We start from the raw sequence: 24,210 nt of genomic DNA, 5'->3' as shown, positions 1-24,210 counted from the left end.
TGGCGCCGGCTCGCCCTCGTCAAACCGGAGGATGGCCGTAGCGCATTCGTTCTACGGACACCGCGCCGCCGCTTTCCTACGATCAAAACGTGAGGGCTGAAGGCTTGCGAACCCCGCAACGGCAGCCCACACATCTCAAAGATCGCAAGGGAAAAAACACCATGACCTACTTCCTGTTGACTGGCCAGAAGCTCCGCGCTGGCGAACACCTCTCGTCGCCTGACCGAAGCTGCTTCCTCACGCAGCAGCGTGATGGCGACCTCTGTCTCTACCAGGGCCCCGGCCCCGAGCAGCGAGGTGGCTGCATTTGGGCGTCGCTGGGCGCTTCGCTGCCGCACGGTGACTATTTCGCCGCGATGCAGGGTGATGGCAACCTCTGTGTCTACCGCCAGAAGCCCGACGGCGACACCGACTTCATCTGGAGCACCGGCACGGTGGCACCGGGCGGAAAGTTCATGGCGGTGGTTGAAGACGGCGGCCTGCTCACGGTGCGCAGCGGCGAGGCCGACGAGCACGCGAAGCAACCGGTGCTGTGGGCCTCGCGCCGTTTGCGCCTGCTGAGCTTCAACACCCACTTGATGGCGGGTTCCGCCATCGTGACGGGAGCCGAGCTCACGGGCAAGCTGCCGGTCACCTTCCGCGACGACGAGCGCCACGCCTTCATCGTGGAGAAGGTCAAGCAGTCCGGCGCCGACGTGGTGGCGCTGCAGGAGGTCTGGTCCGCCAACCGCATGGACAACATCCGTGACGACCTGAAGAGCGTCTATCCGCACAGCATCCGGGGCACCAGCGGGGCCTTGAACCGGGCGGGCTCAGGCATCGTGCTGGTCAGCAAGTTTCCGCTGGAGGACTGGCAGTTCAACCAGTTCCCCGAGACTTCGGAGGAATACAGCGAAGACGAATGGGCCACCAAGGGCGTGCTGTCGGCCACCGTGAAGCTGGACGGGGGTGCGAAGCTGCGCATCGGCATGACCCACGCCTGGACCAACGCAGGCAACAAGGATGCCCGCTGCGCCAACATCGAGAACCTGATCGGCTGGACCCTGGGCGGCCGGGGCGACATGCCCGCGGCCTTGCTGGGTGACTTCAACGTGCACCGCATGGGCGACCCGGCCAAGTTCGCCACGCTGGAGAGCTTGATGGCTGCCGAGGCCGCGACCGACAGCTGGACCCGCGTGCACGGCCCGGACCAGGCCTTGGCCTCGGCCACCGACGACCACATCCACAACACGCTGGATCAGTTCTTCACCCCGGGCAGCGACACGCCCGCATCCGACTGCCTGGACTACGTCTACCTCAAGGACAGCGCGCAGACGCCGCTGCGGCCGCTGCAGGCGACGGTGCTGCGCGACTGGCGCTACCCGCTGAACACCTCCAATCCCGCGTGGTACTGGGTTCACAAGGGCACCCTGGCCCATCTGCCATCTGCCGCGGTGGCCGGCGACAAGCTGTGGGTGGCCACGCGCGCCGCGCATGACCGCAGCCTGCAGATCAGCCGCTTCGACCAGGCGACCAAGCAGTGGCGCCACGAGGTGCTGCCGGACGTGAGCAGCGACGGTGCGCCGGGGCTGGTGTGGTTCGCGGGCTGCCTGCACCTGTTCTTCCAGCAAGACCGGCAGGTGATGAAGATGGAATCCGTGGATGGGCGCAAGTGGTCGCGGGCCGAGAGCCAAGGCGGCGAAATGCGGTCCTCTGGCGGTGTGTGTGCAGTGGTGCACCAGGGCAGGCTGTACGTCTTCTGCCGTGATCCGAATGGTGAGCAGGTCTGCGTTCACCAGTGGGGAGCGGGGGGCTGGTCGAAGCGGGACTGGCTGCACATCGACACGCCACACGACATTGCGGCCGCGTCGCTGGGTGACACGCTGTGTGTCGTGACGGTGGACGCCGGCTCGGGCAGCCCGCGTGGCTTGATGCGTGCGGTGCTGAACAACACTGGCAAGTGGCAGCCGGCGCAGCTGGAAAAAGGCGCCACCGCCACCGGCTCGCCCGGCATCACCAGCCGCAATGGCCGCTTCGAACTGTTCTACCGCGAGCCCGGCGGCGCCGGCATGTTCCATCGCTCGTCTGCTGACGGGCTGAACTGGTCCGGCGCGGACTTCGATGCGCGCCTCGCGACGATGGACACGGTCTGCCCCGCGGCATTCGGTGACGACCTGCTGCTGTTCTACGCGCATGTGCATGAAAGCGGCGAGGGCTACGCCAAGCGCGCACTGGCGCACAGCCAGTACCCGGCCGGCGTGCAGCTGGACGCTTCGGACCACTACCCCTACCAGGTCGACCTGGCCTGGCCGCGCGGCTGATGAGGCCTGGGCCGGCGCATGGCGCGGGCCTTGTTCAGCGCGCCTTGGCCGCGGTCAGCCCCATTGCCCGGAAGTCCTGCGGCGGCATGCCGTAGGCCCGGCGAAAGGCGCGGGTGAAGTCGGAGGCGCTGTTGAAGCACAGGCCGTAGGCAATGTCGATGACCGGCCTGTGCGGCGCGCTCAGCAACTCTTCGGCGGCCTCGCGCAGCCGGCAGTTGCGGATGTAGGCCGCCAGGCCGCCTTCGGGCTCGAACAGCCGGTACAGCGTGGCGCGTGGCAGCCTGAACTGCTGGCGAATGCCGTCGGGCGACAGCGTGTCCTGGTGCAAATGGGCTTGCACGTGGTGCTGCAACTGGTCCAGCAGCGCCATGCGCACGGCATTGCGTGCATGGCCGTGCAACCGGGCCTGGCGGCCGAATGCGGCCAGCATCAGCTCGGCACCGCTGCGGATGGCGCGCTCGGCTTCGGCTGGTGGCAGGCGAGGCAGGGTTGTGGCCAGCGTCTGCAATTGCGCCAGCAGCAGGCGGGCCAGTGACGAGGTGTAGGTCACCACTTGGCCGTGGATCGCCGGGGCATCGGGGATCACGGCCTCCACCATGGCGCGCGGCAGCATGAAGGCCAGTACGCGGGCCTGCGTGGGGCGGTGCATGCGCCAGGGCTGGCGCATGTCCAGCGCCAGCACGCCGGGCATGAACTGCGTGGACCGGCGCGGCCGGCGCCCGTCGGCCACCGATTCGATCAGCCCTTCGACCGCGACGTGGAAGACGTAGTCGTCCAGCGTGTCGGTGCCAATGCGCGCGGCGCTGCGCACCTGGGCCACCGCGTCGCTGCGGATGTCCATGAACACCATGTCGCTCAGCACGTGGGTGGCGATCTCGCCATGGAAACCTGCGGCGACCTGCGTGCGCGAGAGCGGCACGTCCAGCGAGCGGCCCACGTAGTCGCGCCAGGCAGGCGCTTGCAGCGTGAGCGCCTCGGCGGCCACGCTGAAGTGGCGCCGCAACACCGGTGGCGTTTCGATGGGCGACGGCGCTGCGCAGGGGTGGACATAGCGCTGCGCGGGGGTGGCCAGGAGCTGGCGAACGGTGGGTGAGTAGTCGCTGGTCATGGAAAAACTGCTGGCCATGAAAAGGAAGAGGAGGTGCCGCGCATCCCATCCTGGGGATTCATTTTGGCAACTGAGACACCGGGTCAAGCCGCCCGCCGCCGCTGAAGAGAATCGCGTGGCGCCCAGGCCGCCTTGCCGCGACACCGCTTCAAAGCCGGAGCGCGCAGCCGCGCGTGTCGCAGGCTTGCCGGCGGCCAGTGTGGGCGACGGGTGGCGCCTCGCCTGTAGCGCATTTGTTCTACGGACAGGCCACGACCCCGTCCCTAGCATCCCGTCAGCCCTTTGCTTCTGATTTTTCCCTGCCATGAACCACGCCTACCGCCTTGTCTGGAGCGACCTGTTCCAACGTTTTGTCGCCGTGCCGGAGACCGCTCGGTCGCGTGGCAAGCGCGGCGGCGCGGTGCTGCTGGCGGCAGCGGCATTGAGCGGCGCAGCACTGGCTGGTCCGACCGGCGGCGCAGTGAGCAGCGGCAGCGGCACCATCAGCCAGAGCGGCAACACGACCACGATCACCCAGGGCAGCCAGAACATGGCGATCAACTGGGCGAGCTTCAACGTGGGCAGCGGCGAGAGCGTCAAGTTCGTGCAGCCGGGTGCATCGTCCATTGCGCTGAACCGCGTGCTGGGCACCGATGCGTCCAGCATCAACGGCAGCCTCACGGCCAACGGCCAGGTGTGGATCCTGAACCCGAATGGCGTGCTGTTTGGCAATGGCGCCAGCGTCAACGTGGGTGGCCTGGTGGCCTCCACCCTCAGCCTAAGTGACAGTGACTTCGCGGCCGGCAAGGCCAGCTTCAGCGGCAACGGCAGCCAGGGCAGCGTCGTCAACCAGGGCAGCCTGACTGGCGGCTACGTCGCGCTGCTTGGCAAGCAAGTCAGCAACAGCGGCACGATCTCCACGCCCAACGGCACCGCGGCCCTCGCCGCCGGCGACAAGGTCACGCTGGATTTCAGCGGCAGCCAGCTGCTCAGCGTCACGGTCGACGAAGGCACGCTCAACGCCTTGGCCGAGAACAAGGGCCTGATCCGCGCCGACAACGGCAGCGTGCTGCTCAGCGCCACGGCGAAGAACGCGCTGATGGACACCGTGGTCAACAACGAAGGTGTGATCGAAGCGCGCGGCATAGCCGCCAGCGGCGGCAAGATCATCCTGCTCGGCGGTTTCGACGGCGGCACCGTGAAGGCCGGCGGCACGCTGGACGCCTCGTCCGTGAACCACGATGGCGGCTTCATCGAGACCAGCGGCGCACATGTGCAGGTTGCCGACGGCGCACAGATCAGCACGCTGTCGCAGACCGGCAAGACCGGCACCTGGCTGGTCGACCCGACGGACTTCACGATCGCCGCCGGCAGTGGCGCGCAGACCAGCAGCGGCATCGGCGCGAGCACGCTGGCCACTAACCTGGCGAGCAACAACGTCACGCTGACGACGGACAACAGCACGGGCACGGACAGCGGCGACATCAATGTCAACGCCGCCGTCTCCTGGAGCGCCAACACGACCTTGACGCTCAATGCATACAACAACGTCAACCTCAACGCGGCGATCACGGCCACCGGTGCAGCGGCCGGGCTGGCCCTGAACTACGGCGGCGACTACAACGTCAATGCGCCGGTCACGCTCAGCGGCACGAATGCCACGCTGAGCCTCAATGGCAATGCCTATACGCTGATCCACAGCATGGCCGAACTGCAGTCGGCCGACGACCACGGCCTGCTGGCGCTGGCACAGGACCTGGATGCCAGCGGCACGGTCTACGGCGACGCAGTGATCGGGACGTTTTTCGGCACGCTGGCCGGCCTGGGCCACACCGTTCATCAGTTCAACGTGGCGGGTGCGGGCAGCCTCGCCGGGCTGATCGGCCAGATCCGCAGCAGCGCAGTGGTGCGCGACCTCAGCCTGGTGGGCGGCAGCGTGCAGGCCTCGGGCCCGGGTGCGGGCGCGCTGGCTGGGCTGAGCGACGGCACCATCCTCAACGTGCATGCCGCCGTCGATGTCCATGGCGGCGACGATTCGGGTGGGCTGGTCGGCTACAACACCGGCCGCATCACACGGTCGGACGCCACCGGCACGGTCACCGGCGCCAATGACACCGGCGGGCTGATCGGGCGCAACGACGGCAACCTGGATCAGGTGTGGGCCAGCGGTAACGTGACGGGCGCGTCCTACGTCGGCGGGCTGGTCGGCTTGCAGACCGAGGCGGTGACCCTCAACAACGCCCATGCCAGTGGCGACGTCAGCGGCAACTTCAATGTCGGCGGCCTGGTCGGCCTGGCCTACAACAGCTCGGTCTTTTCCAACGTCTATGCGACTGGCGACGTGACCGGTCTCACCGGTTCGGTCGGCGGGCTGGTCGGCCACAACGACGCCTCTTTCATCATCAATGCCTTTGCCACCGGCAAGGTCAAGTCCGCCGGCGGCGAAGGCGTGGGTGGCCTGATCGGCTCGGCCAACTACGACAGCAAGGTGGTCTATGCCTATGCCACCGGCGACGTGAGCGGCGACTCGCGCGTGGGCGGCCTGATGGGCGAGGGGGCCGGCTCGCTGACCGATGTCTATGCCAGCGGCCATGTCAGCGCCGGCTATCAACCTGGCGGCCTGATCGGCGGCTTCGACGGTTACTACCCCACCGTCACCAACGGCTACTGGAACCTGGAGACCACCGGCCAGTCCAGCAGCCTGGGGGGCGGCACCGGGCTGAGCTCCGCGCAGATGATGCAGGCGTCCAGCTTCAGCGGCTGGGACCTGGCCAGCAGTGGCGGCAGCAACGCCGTGTGGCGCATCTACGAGGGCCAGTCCGCGCCTTTGCTGCGGTCCTTCATGCCGGCGCTCACCGTCAGCGCCGACAGCGTCAGCAAGGTCTATGACGGCACGGTCAATTTCAGCGGCGGCGGCTACGCCACCAGCGACGCTGGCGCCGACCGCAGCCTCATCCTCGGCACGGCGGTCTACGGCGATGCCAGCAGCAAGAACGTCGGCAGCTACAGCATCGGCCTCAGCGGCCTGTATTCGAACCAGTTTGGCTACGACCTGACCTTGGCCGCCGGCACCGCCAAGATCACCGCCGCTACCTTGACCGTCAGCGGCAGCACGGCGGCCAGCAAGACCTACGACGGCACCACGCTGGCGAGCGTGAGCGGTGGCAGCCTGGGCGGTGTGCTGGCCGGCGACAGCGTCAGCCTGAGCCAGAGTGGCACGTTCAGCGACAAGAACGCCGGCAGCGGCAAGGCCGTGACGGTCACCGGCAGCCTGAGCGGCAGCGATGCCGGCAACTACGTGGTCGCGGCGAGCAGCGCGACGGCCGACATCACCGCGGCGACGCTGACGCTCAGCGGCACGACTGCGGCCAGCAAGACCTATGACGGGAGCACGGCGGCCAGCCTCAGCGGCAGCCTGAACGGCGTGTTTGCTGGCGACGCCGTGGCGCTGAGCCAGAGCGGCAATTTCAGCGACAAGAACGCGGGCGGCGGCAAGACCGTCAGCTACACCAGCAGCCTGCTGGGCGCGGATGCCGGCAATTACGTGCTCACATCGGGCACTGGCATCACCAGCGCCGACATCCACGCAGCGACGCTTACCGTCGCCGGCACGGCCGCGGCCAGCAAGACCTACGATGCCACAACGAGCGCGAGCGTCAGCGGCGGCATGCTGCAAGGTGTCGTTGCGGGCGACAACGTCGTGCTCGACCAGAGCGGCAGCTTCGGCGACAAGAACGCCGGCCGGGGCAAGACGGTGAGCGTGGTCAACAGTGTGTCGGGCGCCGATGCCGGCAACTACATCCTGACCATAACCACCGCCAGTGCATTGGCCGACATCACCGCCGCCACCCTGACCATCAGCGGCAGCACGGCGGCCAACAAGACCTACGACGGCACGACGCTGGCGAGCGTGAGCGGTGGCAGCCTGAACGGCGTGCTGGCCGGCGACAGCATCGGCCTGAGCCAGATGGGCAGCTTCAGCGACAAGAACGCCGGCAGCGGCAAGACAGTCACGGTCACCAACAGCCTGGCCGGAAACGATGCGGGCAACTACGTGCTGACCAGTCCTGTGACGAGCGTCGCCGCGGACATCTTCGCCGCGCAGCTGCAGGTGAGCGGCGCGCAGGCGAGCAGCAAGACCTACGATGGCAAGCTCGCGGCGCAGGTCAGCGGCGGCAGCCTTGTTGGCGTGCTTGCGGGCGACAGCCTGGCGTTCGACCTGAGCGGCAGCTTCAGCGACAAGAACGTCGGCATTGGCAAGACCGTGAGCATCACCGGCACGCTGCACGGCACCGATGCCGGCAACTATGTGCTCGGCGCCCAGGCCGGCACCGCACAGGCCGACATCTCGGCCGCCACCGTCTTCTTCAGCGGTGGCACTGCCCTCAGCAAGGCCTACGATGGCAGCACCGCTGCCAGTGTCAGTGGCGGCAGCTTGAGTGGCCTGATCGACGGGGACCTCGTCACCGTCAACCAGAGCGGCAGCTTCGGCGACAAGAACGTGGGCTACGGCAAGCAGGTCAGCGTCAGCCGCAGCCTGGCGGGCACCGATGCCGGCAATTACCTGCTGGTCAACCCGGCCACTGTGCTGGCTTCCGACATCACGCCCAAGCTGCTGTCGATTGACATCGTGGCGGCCGACAAGACCTACGACGGTTCGGCCCGTGCCAGCGTCACCGGCAGCCTTGGCGGCGTGGTTGCCGGGGACGCGGTGGCTGTGTACCTCGTCGGCTACTTCGACGACAAGAACGTCGGCACGAACAAGACCGTCAGCCTGGGTCTTTCCCTGCTGGGCACGGACGCCGGCAACTACACCTTCAACCGCCCGGGTGCCAGCACCGCCAGCATCACCGCAGCGACCTTGACGGTGAACGGCAGCGTGGTGGCCAACAAGACCTACGACGGCACAACCCAGGCCAGCATCGGCGGCGGCACGCTGCAGGGACTGGTGGAGGGGGACGACATCAGCCTGAGCCAGAGCGCCAGCTTTGCCGACAAGAACGCTGGCGCCGCCAAGACGGTCAACCAGCAGTTCGCCATCGCGGGTGTGGATGCCGCCAACTACGTGCTGGCCAATGCGACCGGCACCACCACGGCCGACATCGCCGCTGCGAGCTTGGCGGTGAGCGGCAGCGTCGCAGCCAACAAGACCTACGACGGCACGACCGCAGCCGCGGTCAGCGGTGGCCAACTCCGCGGCGTGATTGCCGGCGACAGCGTCACGCTCAGCCAGAGCGGCACGTTCGCCGACAAGAACGCTGGTCTCGGCAAGGTCGTGACGGTGACAAACAGCCTGGGCGGCGACGACGCGGGCAACTACCTCGTCGCCAACGACAGCAGCAGCGCCAACATCGCCCAAGCCCTGCTGACCGTGACCGGCGCGAAGGCGCAGGACAAGGTGTTCGACGGCACGAAGACAGCCACGGTCACCGGCGGCACGTTGACCGGCCTGGTCGCGGGCGACGACGTGGCGCTCAGCCAGACAGGCAGGTTCCTCACCGCCTTGTGGGGCCACTACAAGCCCGTCGTCGAAACCTTTGCCATCAGCGGCGCGGATGCGCAGAACTACCAGCTGACCAAGACCCAGCAACTGGGCCTGGCGGACGTGTTCAAGCCGGCCACCGTGACCGTCGCCCAGCAGCTGAAGCTGGCCGCGCTGCTGAAGGGCTTGGGCCTCACTGTGCTGGAGGCCGACGCCGCCCCACGCTGAAGCCTCGCTCAAGCACCCGTTCGCGATGCCGGCTCCCTCAAGCTGCACAGGCGTGGGGGGGCCGGCTGTAGCGCATTTGTTCTACGGACAGGCCAAGGTCCCGTCCCTAGCATCCCGCCAGCCCTTTGCTTCTCATTTTTTCCGCCATGAACCACGCCTACCGCCTTGTCTGGAGCGACCTGTTCCAACGTTTTGTCGCCGTGCCGGAGACCGCTCGGTCGCGTGGCAAGCGCGGCGGCGCGGTGCTGCTGGCGGCGGCTGCGCTGAGCGGCGCGGCACTCGCGGGCCCGACCGGTGGCGCGGTCAGCACGGGCAGTGGCACCATCACGCAAAGCGGCAACACCACGACCATCACCCAGGGCAGCCAGAACATGGCGATCAACTGGGCGAGCTTCAACGTGGGCAGCGGCGAGAGCGTCAAGTTCGTGCAGCCGGGCGCTTCATCCATTGCGCTGAACCGCGTGCTGGGCACCGATGCGTCCAGCATCAACGGCAGCCTCACGGCCAACGGCCAGGTGTGGATCCTGAACCCGAATGGCGTGCTGTTTGGCAATGGTGCGAGCGTCAACGTCGGCGGTCTGTTGGCGTCCACGCTGAGACTGAGTGACAGCGACTTCCAGGCGGGCAAGGCGACGTTTGCCGGCAACGGCAGTCAGGGCAGCGTGGTCAACCAGGGCAGCCTCACGGGCGGCTATGTGGCGCTCATTGGCAAGCAAGTCAGCAACAGCGGCACGATCACCACGCCCAACGGCACCGCGGCCCTCGCCGCCGGCGACAAGGTCACGCTGGATTTCAGCGGCAGCCAGTTGCTCAGCGTGACGGTCGATGAAGGCACGCTCAATGCATTGGCCGAGAACAAGGGCCTGATCCGCGCCGACAACGGCAGCGTGCTGCTCAGCGCCAACGCGAAGAACGCGCTGATGGACACCGTGGTCAACAACGAAGGTGTGATCGAAGCGCGCGGCATCGACAGCAGCGGCGGCAGGATCATCCTGCTCGGCGGCTTCAACGGCGGCACCGTGAAGGCAGGCGGCACGCTGGACGCCTCGTCCGTGAACCACGATGGCGGCTTCATCGAGACCAGCGGCGCGCATGTGCAGGTTGCCGACGGCGCACAGATCAGCACGCTGTCGCAGACCGGCAAGACCGGCACCTGGCTGGTCGACCCGACGGACTTCACGATCAGCCTGGGCAGCGGCGCGCAGACCGGCAGCGGCATCGGCGCCACCACGCTCGCTGCGAACCTCGCCAGCAACAACGTCACGCTGACCACCGACAGCAGCCAGGGCAGCGACAGCGGCGAGATCAACGTCAATGCCGCCGTCAGCTGGAGCGCCAACACGACGCTGACGCTGAACGCTTACAACAACATCAACCTGTACGCCGAGATCACCGCCACCGGCGCGAATGCCGGCCTGGTGCTGAACACCGGCAACTACGCTGCAACCGGCAGCGTGCGCAGCGGTGCGGACTACAGCGTGCACGCGCCCGTCACGCTCAGCGGCGCCAACGCCTCGCTGCAGATCAACGGCGCGGCCTACACGCTGGTCCACAGCATGGCCGACCTGGAAGCCATCAACAGCCTGGGGCTGGCGGGGCGCTACGCACTGGCGCAGGACATCGATGCCAGCGCCAATGTCTACGGCGCGGCCGTGGTGGCCAGCAGCGACAACCCCTTCACCGGCAGCCTCGCCGGCCTGGGCCATGGGATCAAGGGCTTCAACATTGCCGATGCCTATGGCAGCTACCTGGGCCTGTTCGCCGCCACCGACAGCGGCAGCGTGATCCGCGATGTGTCCTTGCAAGGTGGCCGCATCGGGATGGGCGAGTTCGCCGGTGGCAACAGCTACGTCGGTGCGCTGGTGGGCTACAACTCGGGCGGCACCCTCCGCAACGTCAGCAGCAGCGTGGAGGTGTCGGCGCCCGAGGCCTACAACGTGGGCGGGTTGGCCGGCTTCAACACCGGCACGATCACCGGCGCCGAGGTGAGCGGCAGCGTGACGGGCAACAACACCGTGGGTGGCCTGGCGGGCTTCAACGGCGGCACCGTCAGCGACAGCGTGGTGAGCGGCAGCGTGACCGGCCGCAGCACCGTTGGCGGCCTGCTGGGCTCGAGCTGGAACACGGTGAGCAATGCCTACGCGGTGGGTGCCGTGCATGGCGATTCGCAGGTCGGCGGCCTGGTGGGCCTCAACGCCGGCGGCAACTTCAACCTGGTATGGGACAGCAACGCCACCGGCCAGGCGAGCGCCTGGGGCACCTCGGCGGGGGCCCACAACGTCAACATCGGCAATGCCGCCGGTGGCAGCAAGCACAGCGACTACGCCGGCCTGGGCAGCTGGCACGAGAGTGCGGCCGGCTCCGGCTTCTGGGTGGCCAATGGCGCCAGCGGCCAGCCGGCCTGGGTCATGTTCGACGGCATGCGGCCGGTGCGCGTGACCGAGTACACGCGCAGCATCCACAACGCGCGCCAGCTGCAGCTGATCGGCTACGACCTCGGCGCCAGCTACGTGCTGGCCAACGACATCGACGCCAGCGCCACCGGCACCGCCGCGGGCGACGGCTGGGGCTCCGAAGGCTTCATGCCGCTCGGCAATGCGGCGGCACCGTTCACTGGCAGCCTGGCAGGGGCGTCGCACAGCATCAGCGGCCTGGTGATCAACCGGGCCGGGCAGGACAACGTGGGCCTTGTCGGCACGCTGGGCAGCGGCGGCAGCCTCAGCCAGCTGGACCTGAACGGTGGCAGCGTCACCGGCCATGCCAACGTCGGCGGCCTGGTGGGCTGGGTCAACTCGGGCGGCACGGTCAGCGAGGTGCAGGTGACCGGCAGCGTCACCGGCAGCAGCGCGGTGGGCGGGCTGGCGGGCCAGAACCTGGGCATCGTCGGCAACAGCGAGGGCCTGGCCGTCGTGAGCGGCGGCGACCAGGTGGGCGGGCTGGTGGGCAACAACGACGCGAAGGGCGCGGTGTTGAACAGCAGCGCGGCGGGCCTGGTCAGCGGCGGTAGCGCGGTGGGCGGCCTGGTCGGCTGGGACAGCGGCGCATTGGTCGGCGTGAGCAGTGGCGGCAGCGTCAGCGGCACGTCGAACGTGGGCGGGCTGGTGGGCACCCTCAGCCGGCCCGGCGTGGCCGGCACCGATGCCAACGGCCAGCCCACCACGGTGCTGCAGGACCTCACGATCAGCAACGTCTTCTCCACCGCCGCGGTGACCGGCGCGACCAACGTTGGCGGTCTGGTGGGCTGGAGCAACGCCACGCTGAGCCAGGTCAGCGCCAGCGGCGGCGTGGTCGTCGACTGGGCTTCTGGCCAGTCGGCCGGCGCGGCGGGCGGGCTGGTCGGACGCAATGCCGGCAGCATCAGCAACGCGCAGGCGAACGGCGTCGTCCTGTACGGCAACCAGGCCGGCGGCCTGGTGGGCATCAACGACGGCAGCATCGTCAACGCGCATGCGGACGGCAGCTACGTGCAAGGCGGCACCGAGGTCGGCGGGCTGGTGGGCCGCAACAACGGCAGCCTGAGCAATGTGTACGCCGGGGATGGGGTCTATGGCGACGACGGCATCGGCGGCCTGGCCGGCAGCAACGCCGGCAGCATCGTCGGCGCCTATGCCACCGGGTTTGTGCGCGGCTACAACAACGACAGCGGCGGCCTGGTCGGCAGCAACACCGGCGTGCTGAGCAATGTGTACGCCAGCGGCACCGTCTCCGGCGCCTACAACGTGGGCGGCCTGGTTGGCAGCAACAGCGGCAGCATCGCCAGTGCCTATGCCGCCGGCGACGTTGGTGGCTACACCCAGACCGGTGGCCTGGTCGGCCGCAACGCCGGCCAGGGCCAGGTCGGCAGCTCGTTCTGGCTCAAGGGCAAGGCGGGCACCGGCATTGCCAACAACCAGGCCAGCGTGGACAGCCTGACGCGTGGCCTCAGCGATGCCGAGGCCAGGTCCACCGCCACCTACACGGCGGCCGGCTGGTCGCTGGACGACGTGGGCGGCAGCGGCACCGCCTGGCGCTTGTACGAAGGCAGCACGATGCCGCTGCTGCGCAGCTTCCTCACGCCGGTCAGCGTGTCCTTCACGGCCACCGGCAAGGTCTACGATGGTCAGGCTGCCATGGGTACCATCGGCAGCTACACGCTGTCCGATCCCGGCGCCACCTTGCTGGGAAGCGGCCCGCTCACTTATGCCAGCAACAGCAAAAACGCTGGCGGTTACAGCGCCGGGAACGGCTCGCTTCAGGTGAGCAGCGGCCTCTACTCCACGCAGCAGGGCTATGACATCGCCTACAGCGCCAACCTGGCGATCGGCCAGGCCGCCCTCATCGTGTTCGGCGCCCATGTCGCCGGCAAGACCTACGACGGCACAAGCACGGCCAGCGTCAGTGGTGGCGATCTGCACGGCTTGGTCGATGGCGACAGCGTGGCACTCAGCCAGAGCGGCAGCTTCGGCGACAAGAACGCCGGCACCGGCAAGACCGTCACTGAGAGCTTCGCCATCAGCGGCGGCGACGCCGGCAACTACCTGCTGGTCAACCCCACGGCCACCGCCAAGGCCGACATCGCCCAGGCGCCGCTCACCGTCTCCGGCAGCGTGGTCGCCAGCAAGACCTACGACGGCAGCACGCAGGCCAGCGTCAACGGCGGCGCGCTGCAAGGCCTGGTGCAGGGCGACAGCGTCAGCCTGGGCCAGAGCGCCAGCTTCGCCGACAAGAACGCCGGCAGCGGCAAGACCGTCAACGAGCAGTTCACCATCGCCGGCACGGATGCCCGCAACTACCTGCTGGCCAATGCGACCGCCACCACCACGGCCGACATCACCGCCGCGACCTTGACAGTGAGCGGCAGCGCGGCCGCCAACAAAACCTATGACGGCACGGCGCTGGCTCAGGTCGGCGGCGGCACGCTGGCCGGCGTGGTCGCAGGCGACAGCGTCACGCTCAGCCAGAGTGGCACGTTCGCCGACAAGAACGCGGGTCTCGGCAAGGTCGTGACGGTGACAAACAGCCTGGGCGGCGACGACGCGGGCAACTACGTCGTCGCCAGCGACAGCAGCAGCGCCAACATCGCCCAAGCCCTGCTGACCGTGACCGGCGCGAAGGCGCAGGACAAGGTGTTCGACGGCACGAAGACCGCGACCGTCACCGGCGGCAACTTGACCGGCCTGGTCGCGGGCGACGACGTGGCACTGAGCCAGACCGGCCAGTTTGTCACCGCCTTGTGGGGCCACGACAAGCCCGTCGTCGAAACCTTTGCCATCAGCGGCGCGGATGCGCAGAACTACCAGCTCACCAAGACCCAGCAACTGGGCCTGGCGGACGTGTTCAAGCCCGCGACCCTGACCGTGGCCCAGCGGCTGAAGCTGGCCGCGCTGTTGAAGGGCCTGGGCCTGACGGTGCTGGAAGCCGACGCTGCTGCTGCGCGCTGAGTTCCGAGTCATCCTGGGTGGTTGTTGCCGATGAGAAGCTTGTCCCCGAACCGCCTGGCGCTGTGTGCGCTGAGCCTGGCCACCAGCGCCGCACTGGCCGCACCCGATGCTGGCCAGCTGCTGCAGGAGCTGCGCAACAACCCACCGCCGCGCCCGGCGCCCAGTGCGTCACCGCCGCTGAACGTGGACGCGCCGGCAACCGGCGCGGTGCCTGAAGGCGGGGCGCGGGTGCGCGTCAGCGGCTTTGTGCTGCGCGGCGTGCAGAGCCTGCCCGAAGCCCGGCTGCAGGCCCTGCTGGCCGATGCCATCGGCCGCGAGCTGAACCTGGCCGAGCTGAACCAGCTCGCCGGCCGGCTCACCCGGGCCTACCGCGAGGCCGGTTACCTGGTCGCGCGGGCCTACCTGCCGGCGCAGGAGGTGCAGGGCGGGCGGGTGGAAATTGCGGTCGCCGAGGGCCGGCTGGGCAAGGTCGAGCTGCGCAACCGCGCCGAGCTGCAGGGCGACGCACTGGCCCCGCTGGACCTGCTGCAGCCGCAGGCCGCCCTGCGCGAGCAGGACCTCGCGCCGGTGCTGCTGTCACTGCGCAGCCTGCCGGGCACGCGCGTGCTGTCCACGCTGCGGCCGGGCGACACGCCGGGCGCCTCGGACCTGCTGGTGGAGGTGGACGAAGGCCGGGCCTTCGAGGCCGATGCCGCGCTCGACAACCACGGCAGCGACAGTACCGGCGACCAGCGCCTGAGCCTGAACCTCTCGTTCAACAACCCGCTGCGCCTGGGCGACCAGCTCAGCCTGCACCTGCTGCGCAGCCAGCTGGCCCAGCGCTACGCCGCTGCGTCCTACCAGCTGCCGGTGGGGCCGCTGGGCACGCGCGTGGGCCTGTCTGCCTCGCACATGGACTACCGGCTCGGCAAGCAGTTCGCCGCCCTCGGCGCCTACGGCCTGGCCAGCACGCTGAGCTTCTACGCGCGCCACTCGCTCGTGCGCAGCCAGACCGAAAACTGGAACCTGCAGCTGCAGTACGACGACAAGCGCCTGGTCGACATGGTGGCCAGCACCGAAACCCGCAGCACGCACCGCATCAACCTCGCCAGCATGAGCCTGCAAGGCCAGTGGCAAGACGGCTGGCTGGCGTTGCCAGCCGTGAGCGACCTGAGCCTGGGCCTGCAAACCGGCCAGGTGCACATGGACGCCGTGAGCGATTTCATCGACCAGCTCAGCGCCAACACCGGCAAAGGCTTCGGCAAGTTCACCGCCAGCCTGCAGCGCCAGCAGCAGTTGCTGCCCGAATGGACGCTGGCCATGGCCTGGCGCGGCCAACGCGCCGACCACAACCTGCCCTCCGCCGAAAAGATCAGCCTCGGCGGCGCCAACGGCGTGCGCGCCTACCCCGAAGGCGAAGCCAGCGGCGACGACGGCTGGGTCGGCAACCTGGCACTGCGCTGGCAGCCGGCGCCGGAATGGCAGCTGCAGGCGTTTGCGGATGCGGGGGTGGTGCAGGTCAATCATCAGTCTTGGGCCACCGGCAGCAACCGCCGCCGGCTGGCCGGTGCCGGTGTGGGCACCGGCTTGCAGGGCGAGGGCTGGGCTGCGGACTTGTCGGCCGCCTGGGCGACGGACCGCGAGGCTGCGGTCATCACGCCCAAACGCAGTCCGCGGGTTTGGGTCAGCCTGTCGGTCGGCTATTGATTGGCGCATTGACTGCGCGGCCGGACTGAGCAACCGGCCCGGTGGCCACCAGATCCGCGGCAGTGTCCGCCGGCACCTTATGCCGTGGACACGGCGTCTCCGCTCTTGGCAAGACGGTGCTGCACCCGCAGAATCTGTGACATGCGCCGCTTTTGACGGCGGTGTTACGCCGGAGCGTCACATAGGGGGTCCAGTTGATTCAAGCACTCGGAGCCCAAAGGGCTGCTTCCGCCACTCAGGCGTGGTGGGTAATATCCGGCGTTTAGGCGCCAGACAGAACACGTTAGATTTTTAAGCAACGGGCCCTCTTCAATGTCTGCGCTTCAAATCATTCACTGTCCGAATGCGGAAGACTTCCTAGGTCGGATACGTAGATCCAATGAGCGTTGGTGGACAGGCGATAGCGAAAAATCTCCATGGGTCTTCCGCGGGATTAGTGACGCAGAGAACTGGCAACTAATACCGTCAGCTTGGCGTCAGACAGGGAATAAGCTCCTTGCGCTGCTTAATAGAATCAAGGCTGAAAAACTAAGCATTCCATCGGGTGACGGCCCTGAAGAGATATTTCGGCATTATCATGAATGGCATGCGGCCGAAGCTGAGGCGTTATATCAGTTTGCTTTTCTAGCGAATGAAGTTGGATTCCCAGTTGATTCGGAAGCGTATTTGCCTGAGCGAAGTCCACTTATTACGAGGTGGGCAAGGCAAATGCGGGGAGAAGGCCAATCTCCAAACATTGAACTCATGGCTCTCGCACAACATCATGGCGTTCCAACCAGACTATTGGATTGGTCTGCCAACCCTGTTATTGCAGCTTTCTTTGCCGCCTCGCCACTCTATAAACCAGCATCTTCCACTCGAATTTGCGTTTGGGCGTTAGATACGCGGACCAAAAGTCATAGCGGAGCTGCCCAAAGCTTTGGCCAGTTTTATCTCAAGATGCATGCGCCGGCGCGGGCCAATAATGCGTTTCTCCATTCGCAGGTTGGCATATTTACAGAACTGCTGGCGGTCGAGAAGTTTTACTTTAGGCAGCATGTGTGGCCATCGCTTGAGGATGTATTTGCGCAGACTTCGACTGCCGAGCCAGTCCTTATTGGCCACACTCTGGACGGGGAGCAGATTCCGCGTTTGTTGAAATTGCTAGATCGGGAGGGCGTAAATAGTGCTGTTTTAATGCCAACGCTTGATAATGTCGCTAAGACAGTTATCGCAAGGTGGGAAAGTGAAGTCTAGCGGTCACTCGACCCAGCGTCCCTCAGTAGGCCTTGGTCCGCAGCTCAGCTTCAATGGACTTCACAGCTCCAAGTCACATGAGCTGCATGTTGAGAATCTCTGGCGAATCGCTTGACGTGGATGCCATGGTGTCCGAGTGTGGTCTCGTCGCGCATCGCACTTGGAGGAAGAACGAGGCGAGGTTGCTCAAAGGAAAAATACACATAGATAGCGGCGCAAACTTTGTGGCAAGCGGAGCAGACCTGGATGATTTCTCCGGGCAGGTAAAGGAAGCCACCGAGTTCCTTAGAAATCATTCCGAACTCGTGGCAAGAATGGCGGCGTTTCCGGGAGTGCAAACGGCAGTCCTGGATTTTGGCGTCTCTTTGCAAGAAGGGTATGTGTCCCAGTTCTGCTATCTACCAACCCAGCTCGTCCAACTTGCTGCTTCAGCGTCATTGGCTTTGGAAATATCTCAGTACGCTTGCAGTGAAAGTGATGAGGTTTGACACCACTTCAGGTGGATGCATTGCGGTGCCGTTCAAAGCAACTTTTCAAGTGCTAAATACATGCCGATGCAGAACTACAACGGCGACGGAGAGTGGTCCGTTGAATCTGTCGTCAGGCGGTATGAGAGCTACTGTCGTCAGCTTCAGATTACCGAACAAAGGGTCCTTCGACCTCAAATTCACATGGAGGGGGAGTGTGGCTGGATCTACCCCATCATGGCGGCGGTCATCCAGGGCATCAAGGAAGACGATCCGGCTTGCACGGAACTCGGGATTGATTTCATCTCCGAGAGCAAAGGTTTTCCCTTTGGTATGACCTTGAAGTCCCAGGCAGCGCGAGCACTTCGCAAGGCAACGTTGACGCCGCAGCAGGAAGATAGAGTCCGAACTCGCGTGGTGACGATGCTTCTGGAGGGCTATCTGCCGCAGGAGTATCGGTTCTACAGCCGCCTGCTTCGTCGTACTGGCCTGGGGGGGTACAAGGACGAGCTATTGTCTGTTGCACCCCGCAGCCGGAGGATGCAAAAGTACGTCAACTATGTCCACATTCTTGCCGGCGCCTGACTCATTTTTGAGGACCTGGCCTGAGGCAAGTCTTGAATTTCAAACGAGAAACATGACCATCTGCATTGCCGCCGCTACCGTGGTTCAAATAAATGGGGTCAGAGTCAATTTATCTTTCTCAACCGTCGAGTGGCGCTCGCCCGGCAATGAGATAAATTGACTCTGACCCCATTTATTTGTGCGCTGACCTGCCCTTGTTTGCTCCCGAATTTGGGATTCAAGCATCCTGGTCTTGGTCGCTGGATTTGCCGTCGGGGCAGTCGCCGTTTCGGGTTTGGTGGGTCGGTGAACCGCTTCCCGCGCGGCCTCGCCTGAGGCGAGGTCGCTGATCGTCAGCGCTTCGGCTCAATGCCCGGCGATGACGCCACAAGCCACACGCCCACCCGAGTTGCCAGTCGGCTGCGTCGCGTAGTCGTCCGGGTTCGCATGCACGATCACCGAGTGGCCGATGACGCTGGTGGGGCCGGCGGCCACGGTCGGACCGTCGAGCATGAAGTGCTGGTCGACGTTGCCGCTGGCGTCTGCGGTCAGGGCGGGGATGTCGCCGGCGTGGTGCGGGGCGCTTTGCGGGCCGTGGGGTTGGCCGGTGGGGTTGAAGTGGCCGCCGGCGCTCATGCCGTCGGGGCTGGCGCAGTCGCCCTTGTCGTGCAGGTGGAAGCCGTGCACGCCGGGGGCGAGGCCGCTGAGCTTGGCGTGCACCATCAGGTGGCCGTCCTTCTCGTGGAACATCACGATGCCGCGCACGTTGCTGCCGGCGATCGGCGTGAGCGTGGCCACGGCCATAGAAGCCATGCTGCCCATGCCTTCCATTCCCCCGGCGCCGTGCTCATGCGCCGGTGGCGCGGCACAGCCCGCTGCCAGGGCGGCTGTGGCGAGGGCCAGTGGCGAGATCAGGCGGGCGAGCGACGAGCTTGAACGGGTCATGAGGCGGCTCCTTGTGCACGAGGTGCTTGTTGGGATCGCCGACTATAGGAGCGCCCGTGGCAGAGTCACAAGGCGCTCAGCGCAAAGAGGCGACGGCGCCTGGGCGCCAAGATCCCTTCAGGGCTCCCGAACCGCTCCGGTGCTCAGTGCCCGCCGCCCAGGTAGGCCGCCTTGACGGCCGGGTCGTTGCGCAATTTCTCGGCCCTGCCATGCACCGCGATGCGGCCGTTTTCGAGCACGTAGCCGTAGTCCGCCACGGCGAGGGCTGCGGCGGCGAACTGCTCGACCAGCAGCATGGTGGTGCCGGTGGCCTTCAGGCGTTCGATGATGCGGAAAACCTCGTCGACCAGGATGGGGGCCAGGCCCATGGACGGTTCGTCCAGCAGCACGACCTCGGGGTTCAGCATCACCGCGCGGGCCATCGCCAGCATCTGCTGCTCGCCACCGGAGAGCGTGCCGGCGAGCTGGGTGCGGCGTTCCTGCAGGCGCGGGAACAGCGCCATGGCTTTTTCCAGGTCTGCCGCCACGTCGCCCTTGGGGCGGCTGCCGGTGAGGCGCGGGAAGGCGCCGAGCAACAGGTTGTCGGCCACGCTCATGGTGGCGAATACGCGCCGGCCTTCGGGCGAATGGGCTAGGCCGAGTCGGGCGATGTGGTACGGCTCCAGCCCGTCGATGCGCTTGCCGTTGAGGTGGATCTCGCCGCCGGTGGGCGCGATCATGCCGCTGACGGCTCGCATCGTGGTCGTCTTGCCAGCGCCGTTGGAGCCGATCAGCGTGACGACCTGGCCTTTGGGCACGTCGATGGAAATGCCGTGCAGGACCTGGACTTTTCCGTAGCCGGCGCTGAGGTTGTGGATGGTGAGCATCTTGTTGTTCCTCAGCTGGCCTGGCCGCCCAGATACGCTTCGATGACTTTTTCGTTGGCTTGCACTTCGGCCGGTCCGCCCTCGGCAATCTTCTGCCCGAAGTCCAGCACCGAGACGGTGTCGCACAGGCTCATCACCACGTCCATGTGATGTTCGATCAGGATCACCGTGACGCCGTGTTCGCGGATCTTTTGGATGATGGCGCGCAGCGCGACGATGTCGGGCGCGGTGAGGCCGGCGGCGGGTTCGTCCAGCAGCAGCAGCTGCGGGTCCAGCGCCAGTGCGCGGGCAATCTCCAGCAGGCGCTGCTGGCCGTAAGGCAGGTTGCGCGCCTCTTCGCCGGCCAGCTCGCCCAGGCCCACGAAGCGCAGCAGTGCCAGTGCGCGCAACCGCGCGGCGCGGTGCTCGCGCAGGTAGCGCGGCAGGTGCAGCGCCACGTCGATCAGGTTGGCGCGGAAGCTGTGGTGCAGGCCGACCATCACGTTGTGCAGCGCGCTCATTTCGCCGAACAGCTGCACGTTCTGGAAGGTGCGCGCCACGCCGCGCTGGGCGATCTGCGCCGGACTGAGGCCGGCCAGCGAATGGCCGGCGAATTCGACGCCGCCGGCGGTGGGTGTGTAGATGCCGGTGAGCACGTTCATCATCGTGCTCTTGCCCGAGCCGTTCGGGCCGATCAGGCCGTGGATGCTGCCGCGCTTGACGTTCAGGTCCACGTTGTTCAGCGCCTTCAGGCCGCCGAACTGCATCAGCACGTTGCGCGCCGCGAGCAACTGCTCGCCGGTGGCGCCGCCGGCTTGCGTGAGCGCTTGCTGGCCGGGCGCCAGCGCTGCGACCTCGGCCGCCTCGTGCGAGGCATGGCTGCGCAGGCCGAGCGCCCCGCGCACGAAGCCGACGATGCCGTCTTGCAGGTAGTACACGACGAACAGCGTGATCAGCCCGAAGATGGACAGCCGCCAGTCGGTCATGCTCTGCAGCTTGAACGAGACTGCGGCCAGCGCAATGGTGCCGATCACCGGGATGGCGGCGCTCTTGGGCTTGATCTTGCCGCGCTGCACCGCGACACCTGCGGCGATGGTGACGATCACCGCCAGCATCACCGAGGCGGTGCGGAACATCGCCAGGTCGTCCAGCAACTTGGGCAGCAGCACGATGATGGCGGCGCCCAGCAGCGAGCCGATGCGGCTCTTGCGCCCACCCATGATGACGGCCAGCAGGAACATCACCGTCAGCTCGAAGTTGTAGGTGTTGGGCGAGATGTACTGCTCGGAGTACGCATACAGCGCACCGGCCAGCCCGGCCAGGCCGGCGCTGATCACGAAGGCATAAACCTTGTAGCGGTAGACCGAGACGCCCATGCAGTCCGACGCGACCGGGCTGCCGCGCAGCGCCTCGAAGGCCCGCCCCAGGTGCGAGCGCAGGATGCGGTGTACCACCAGCAGCGAGGCCAGCAGCAGCACGCCCACCAGCCAGTAGTACTCGGTCTCGTCCATGGTGTGGCCGAAGACGCTGGGCTTGGTCAGCGTGATGCCCATCGGCCCTTCGGTCAGGAAGCTCATCTCGTTGATGAGGATCTGGATGATGGTGCCAAAGGCCAGCGTGACCATGGCCAGGTACGGCCCGGTGACCCGCAGCGCCGGCAGCGCCAGCAGCGCACCGAACACGGACGCCACCGCGATGGCCGCCGGCAGCGTGACCCACAGCGGCGCGCCCAGCTTCATCACCAGCACGCCCGCGGTGTAGGCGCCAATGCCGAACAGGCCGGCGTGGCCCAGCGAGACTTGCCCGGTGTAGCCGACGACGATGTCCAGCCCGAACAGCACGATGGCGTAGATCAGGATGGTCTCGACCAGGTGCACGTAATACGGGTTGCCGACCATGGCCGGGAAGGCCGCCAGCAGGGCGATGCCAACGGCAATCGCCGCGATTTGAGGTGCCTTCATCGCATCAGACTTTCTTGATCGCCGTCTTGCCGAACAGGCCGGCCGGCTTCAGGGCCAGCACGATCAGCAGCAGCACCAGGCCGGGCACGTCCTTGTAGCCGGTGGAGAGGTAGAAGCCGGTGGTCGTCTCGGCAATGCCGAGGATCAGCCCGCCGACCACGATGCCCATGCCGCTGGTCAGCCCGCCGATGATGGCCACCGCAAAGGCCTTCAAGCCCAGCACCGCGCCCATGGTGGCGCCGGTCAATGTGAGCGGGGCGATCAGCACGCCGGCGAATGCAGCGGTGAGCGACGACAGTGCGTACGAGAAGGTGATGACCAGGCTGGTGTTGATGCCCATCAGCTTGGCGGCATCCCGGTCATTGAAGGTCGCGACCACGGCCTTGCCGTAGATGGTCTTGCGGTTGAAGAACTCGACCGCCAACATCATCGCCAGTGCGCCGAAGACGACCAGCAGCTCCATCGGCAGCACGTTGGCGCCGAGGAACTTCATTGGCGACTCGGGCAGCGGCGACGGGAACTTGAGGTCGTCGCGGCCCCATACGTTCTCGGCCACGTTCTTGAAGATGATGCCGAGCGCGATGGTCGACATGATCCAGCCGAACTCCGACTTGATCTTGATGGCGGGCCGCACGCCGATGCGCTCGACCACCGCGCCCTGCACGGCACCGAACACGCACACCAGCGGAATCATCAGCCAGTAGTTGACGCCCAGGCCCACCAGCGTGAGGCCGACCAGTGCGCCCAGCATCAACGCGTCGCCCTGGCCGAAGTTCAGCGTGTCGGAGGTGGCAAAGGTGAGCTGATAGCCGAACGCGATCACCGCGTAGATCATGCCCAGCGCGATGCCGCTGAAGATGAGTTGAGTCAAGATTTGCATGGCGATTTCTCTCTGCACCGTGATGGCGGCGCGTTCGGGGCAAAGGAGGGCCCCTCAATAAAAGACGCCGCCGCGGTTGTCCGGGGCGGCGTCTTCACGGGGCGGTGCTTTACTTCTTGACTTGCACCGAGGCAGCCTTCTTCTGGTCTTCCGGATAGGCGTAGACCACCTTGCCGCCCTTGACCTCGCCGAACACCGGAATGTTGGCGGTGATCGCGTCGTGGTCGGTCTTGGTGAAGGGCTTGTTGTAGGTGGTGACCACGCCTTCGACCGGCGCCTTCAGGTCTTCGAGAGCGGCCTTGATCTTCGGGCCGTCGGTGCTGCCGGCTTGCTTGATGGCGGCGGCCAGCAGGTAGATCGAGTCGTAGCCTTGCGCGGCCGAGACCGGCGAATCCATGCGCGCGTTCTTGGGGTTGAAGGTCTTCAGGTAGCTGATGATGAAGGACTGGCGCTTCGGCGTGGTCGGCTCCTGGATGAAGGTTTGCGGCATGCGCGCGCCTTCACCGCCGGGGCCGGCGTTGTCGATGTAGTTGGCCATCGACAGGGTCCACGAACCGACCATCGGCACCTTCCAGCCGAGCTTGGTCATGCCGTTGGCAATCTGCGCCAGCTCGGGGCCGATGCCGTAGGTGAGCACGGCTTCGGCGCCGGCTTCCTTGGCCTTGAGCAGCTGGGCCGTCATGTCGACGTCCTTGATGTTGAACTTCTCGACGGCCACGGGCGTGATGCCCTTGGCCTTGAGCGCCTTCTCGAGGTCGGCCTTGCCGAGCTGGCCGTAGTTCGTGGAGTCGGCCAGGATGGCGACCTTCTTGAAGCCGCGGCGGGTGATGGCTTCTTCCACGATCATCGGCGCCTGGATGCTGTCGTGCGCGGCGTTGCGGAAGATGTAATTCTCGGGCTAGTCGTCGAACTGGTGAGTGATGAGCGAGCCGGTGGCCACGTTGTGGAACACGGGGATCTTGACTTCCTGAAAGAAGCGCTGCGAGGCGAGCGCCACGCCGGTGTTGATGTAGCCGACGGTGGCAGTGACCTTCTCCTTGTTGATCAGCTCCTGTGCGATCTGCACGCCGCGTTCGTTCTTGGCTTCGTCGTCGCGCTCCACGAGCACG

The 24,210-nt window shown here is 66.4% G+C and carries 12 protein-coding genes and 1 pseudogene; 7 read left to right on the top strand and 6 right to left on the bottom strand.

The window, feature by feature from the left end; all coding sequences use genetic code 11:
* Nucleotides 1–161: 161 nt before the first annotated feature.
* Nucleotides 162–2,300, top strand: coding sequence for an endonuclease/exonuclease/phosphatase family protein (locus ACAH41_RS11785; RefSeq protein ID WP_325647993.1), 2,139 nt, complete (start codon nucleotides 162–164; stop codon nucleotides 2,298–2,300).
* Between the two features lie 34 nt (nucleotides 2,301–2,334).
* Here ACAH41_RS11785 and ACAH41_RS11780 read toward each other — a convergent pair whose 3' ends face one another.
* Complete coding sequence (locus ACAH41_RS11780) at nucleotides 2,335–3,408, bottom strand: helix-turn-helix transcriptional regulator (RefSeq protein ID WP_325647994.1); 1,074 nt, start codon at nucleotides 3,406–3,408, stop codon at nucleotides 2,335–2,337.
* A 304-nt stretch (nucleotides 3,409–3,712) separates the two neighbouring features.
* On the opposite strand from ACAH41_RS11780, the gene ACAH41_RS11775 reads away from it, so the two are divergent.
* The 6 genes from ACAH41_RS11775 to ACAH41_RS11750 all read left to right on the top strand — a co-directional run bounded on the left by ACAH41_RS11775 (nucleotide 3,713) and on the right by ACAH41_RS11750 (nucleotide 18,491).
* Nucleotides 3,713–9,097: a YDG domain-containing protein gene (locus tag ACAH41_RS11775; RefSeq protein WP_325647995.1), complete on the top strand. Its 5,385-nt coding sequence runs from the start codon at nucleotides 3,713–3,715 to the stop codon at nucleotides 9,095–9,097.
* A 146-nt stretch (nucleotides 9,098–9,243) separates the two neighbouring features.
* The gene (locus ACAH41_RS11770; protein WP_325647996.1) at nucleotides 9,244–14,517 is read left to right on the top strand and encodes a YDG domain-containing protein; all 5,274 of its coding nucleotides are present in this window, start codon (nucleotides 9,244–9,246) and stop codon (nucleotides 14,515–14,517) included.
* Nucleotides 14,518–14,547: 30 nt separating this feature from the next.
* Nucleotides 14,548–16,203, top strand: a complete 1,656-nt coding sequence (locus ACAH41_RS11765; protein WP_325647997.1) for a ShlB/FhaC/HecB family hemolysin secretion/activation protein — start codon at nucleotides 14,548–14,550, stop codon at nucleotides 16,201–16,203.
* A 312-nt stretch (nucleotides 16,204–16,515) separates the two neighbouring features.
* Nucleotides 16,516–17,439: an FRG domain-containing protein gene (locus tag ACAH41_RS11760; protein WP_325647998.1), complete on the top strand. Its 924-nt coding sequence runs from the start codon at nucleotides 16,516–16,518 to the stop codon at nucleotides 17,437–17,439.
* An 86-nt stretch (nucleotides 17,440–17,525) separates the two neighbouring features.
* A complete protein-coding gene (locus ACAH41_RS11755) occupies nucleotides 17,526–17,927 on the top strand; it encodes a hypothetical protein (protein WP_325647999.1) in 402 nt (133 codons plus the stop codon).
* Nucleotides 17,928–17,993: 66 nt separating this feature from the next.
* Nucleotides 17,994–18,491, top strand: coding sequence for a hypothetical protein (locus tag ACAH41_RS11750; RefSeq protein ID WP_325648000.1), 498 nt, complete (start codon nucleotides 17,994–17,996; stop codon nucleotides 18,489–18,491).
* A gap of 345 nt (nucleotides 18,492–18,836) precedes the next feature.
* On the opposite strand, the gene ACAH41_RS11745 is transcribed toward ACAH41_RS11750, so the two are convergent.
* From ACAH41_RS11745 to ACAH41_RS11725, 5 genes and pseudogenes are all read right to left on the bottom strand, one after another.
* Nucleotides 18,837–19,415: a superoxide dismutase family protein gene (locus ACAH41_RS11745; protein WP_325648001.1), complete on the bottom strand. Its 579-nt coding sequence runs from the start codon at nucleotides 19,413–19,415 to the stop codon at nucleotides 18,837–18,839.
* A gap of 143 nt (nucleotides 19,416–19,558) precedes the next feature.
* Nucleotides 19,559–20,281 (bottom strand): ABC transporter ATP-binding protein, encoded by a 723-nt coding sequence (locus tag ACAH41_RS11740; protein ID WP_325648002.1) that lies wholly within the window; start codon nucleotides 20,279–20,281, stop codon nucleotides 19,559–19,561.
* 11 nt (nucleotides 20,282–20,292) lie between these two features.
* Nucleotides 20,293–22,221: an ATP-binding cassette domain-containing protein gene (locus tag ACAH41_RS11735; RefSeq protein WP_325648003.1), complete on the bottom strand. Its 1,929-nt coding sequence runs from the start codon at nucleotides 22,219–22,221 to the stop codon at nucleotides 20,293–20,295.
* Between the two features lie 4 nt (nucleotides 22,222–22,225).
* Nucleotides 22,226–23,101 (bottom strand): branched-chain amino acid ABC transporter permease, encoded by an 876-nt coding sequence (locus tag ACAH41_RS11730; protein WP_370538300.1) that lies wholly within the window; start codon nucleotides 23,099–23,101, stop codon nucleotides 22,226–22,228.
* A 109-nt stretch (nucleotides 23,102–23,210) separates the two neighbouring features.
* Nucleotides 23,211–24,210: pseudogene (locus ACAH41_RS11725) on the bottom strand (ABC transporter substrate-binding protein); the annotation flags it as partial.

The sequence above is a fragment of the Ideonella sp. genome, from assembly GCF_041287625.1.
Lineage (GTDB): Bacteria > Pseudomonadota > Gammaproteobacteria > Burkholderiales > Burkholderiaceae_C > Ideonella.
This window is presented reverse-complemented; position numbering and strand designations above follow the sequence as displayed.

What these genes read in the sequence shown, in the direction of transcription:
- ACAH41_RS11765 (WP_325647997.1), top strand. Translation starts at nt 14,548, where the DNA reads ATGAGAAGCTTGTCCCCGAACCGCCTGGCGCTGTGTGCGCTGAGCCTG.
- ACAH41_RS11785 (WP_325647993.1), top strand. Translation starts at nt 162, where the DNA reads ATGACCTACTTCCTGTTGACTGGCCAGAAGCTCCGCGCTGGCGAACAC.
- ACAH41_RS11775 (WP_325647995.1), top strand. Translation starts at nt 3,713, where the DNA reads ATGAACCACGCCTACCGCCTTGTCTGGAGCGACCTGTTCCAACGTTTT.
- ACAH41_RS11750 (WP_325648000.1), top strand. Translation starts at nt 17,994, where the DNA reads ATGCAGAACTACAACGGCGACGGAGAGTGGTCCGTTGAATCTGTCGTC.
- ACAH41_RS11740 (WP_325648002.1), bottom strand. Translation starts at nt 20,281, where the DNA reads ATGCTCACCATCCACAACCTCAGCGCCGGCTACGGAAAAGTCCAGGTC.
- ACAH41_RS11770 (WP_325647996.1), top strand. Translation starts at nt 9,244, where the DNA reads ATGAACCACGCCTACCGCCTTGTCTGGAGCGACCTGTTCCAACGTTTT.
- ACAH41_RS11760 (WP_325647998.1), top strand. Translation starts at nt 16,516, where the DNA reads ATGTCTGCGCTTCAAATCATTCACTGTCCGAATGCGGAAGACTTCCTA.
- ACAH41_RS11730 (WP_370538300.1), bottom strand. Translation starts at nt 23,101, where the DNA reads ATGCAAATCTTGACTCAACTCATCTTCAGCGGCATCGCGCTGGGCATG.
- ACAH41_RS11780 (WP_325647994.1), bottom strand. Translation starts at nt 3,408, where the DNA reads ATGACCAGCGACTACTCACCCACCGTTCGCCAGCTCCTGGCCACCCCC.
- ACAH41_RS11745 (WP_325648001.1), bottom strand. Translation starts at nt 19,415, where the DNA reads ATGACCCGTTCAAGCTCGTCGCTCGCCCGCCTGATCTCGCCACTGGCC.
- ACAH41_RS11755 (WP_325647999.1), top strand. Translation starts at nt 17,526, where the DNA reads ATGTTGAGAATCTCTGGCGAATCGCTTGACGTGGATGCCATGGTGTCC.
- ACAH41_RS11735 (WP_325648003.1), bottom strand. Translation starts at nt 22,221, where the DNA reads ATGAAGGCACCTCAAATCGCGGCGATTGCCGTTGGCATCGCCCTGCTG.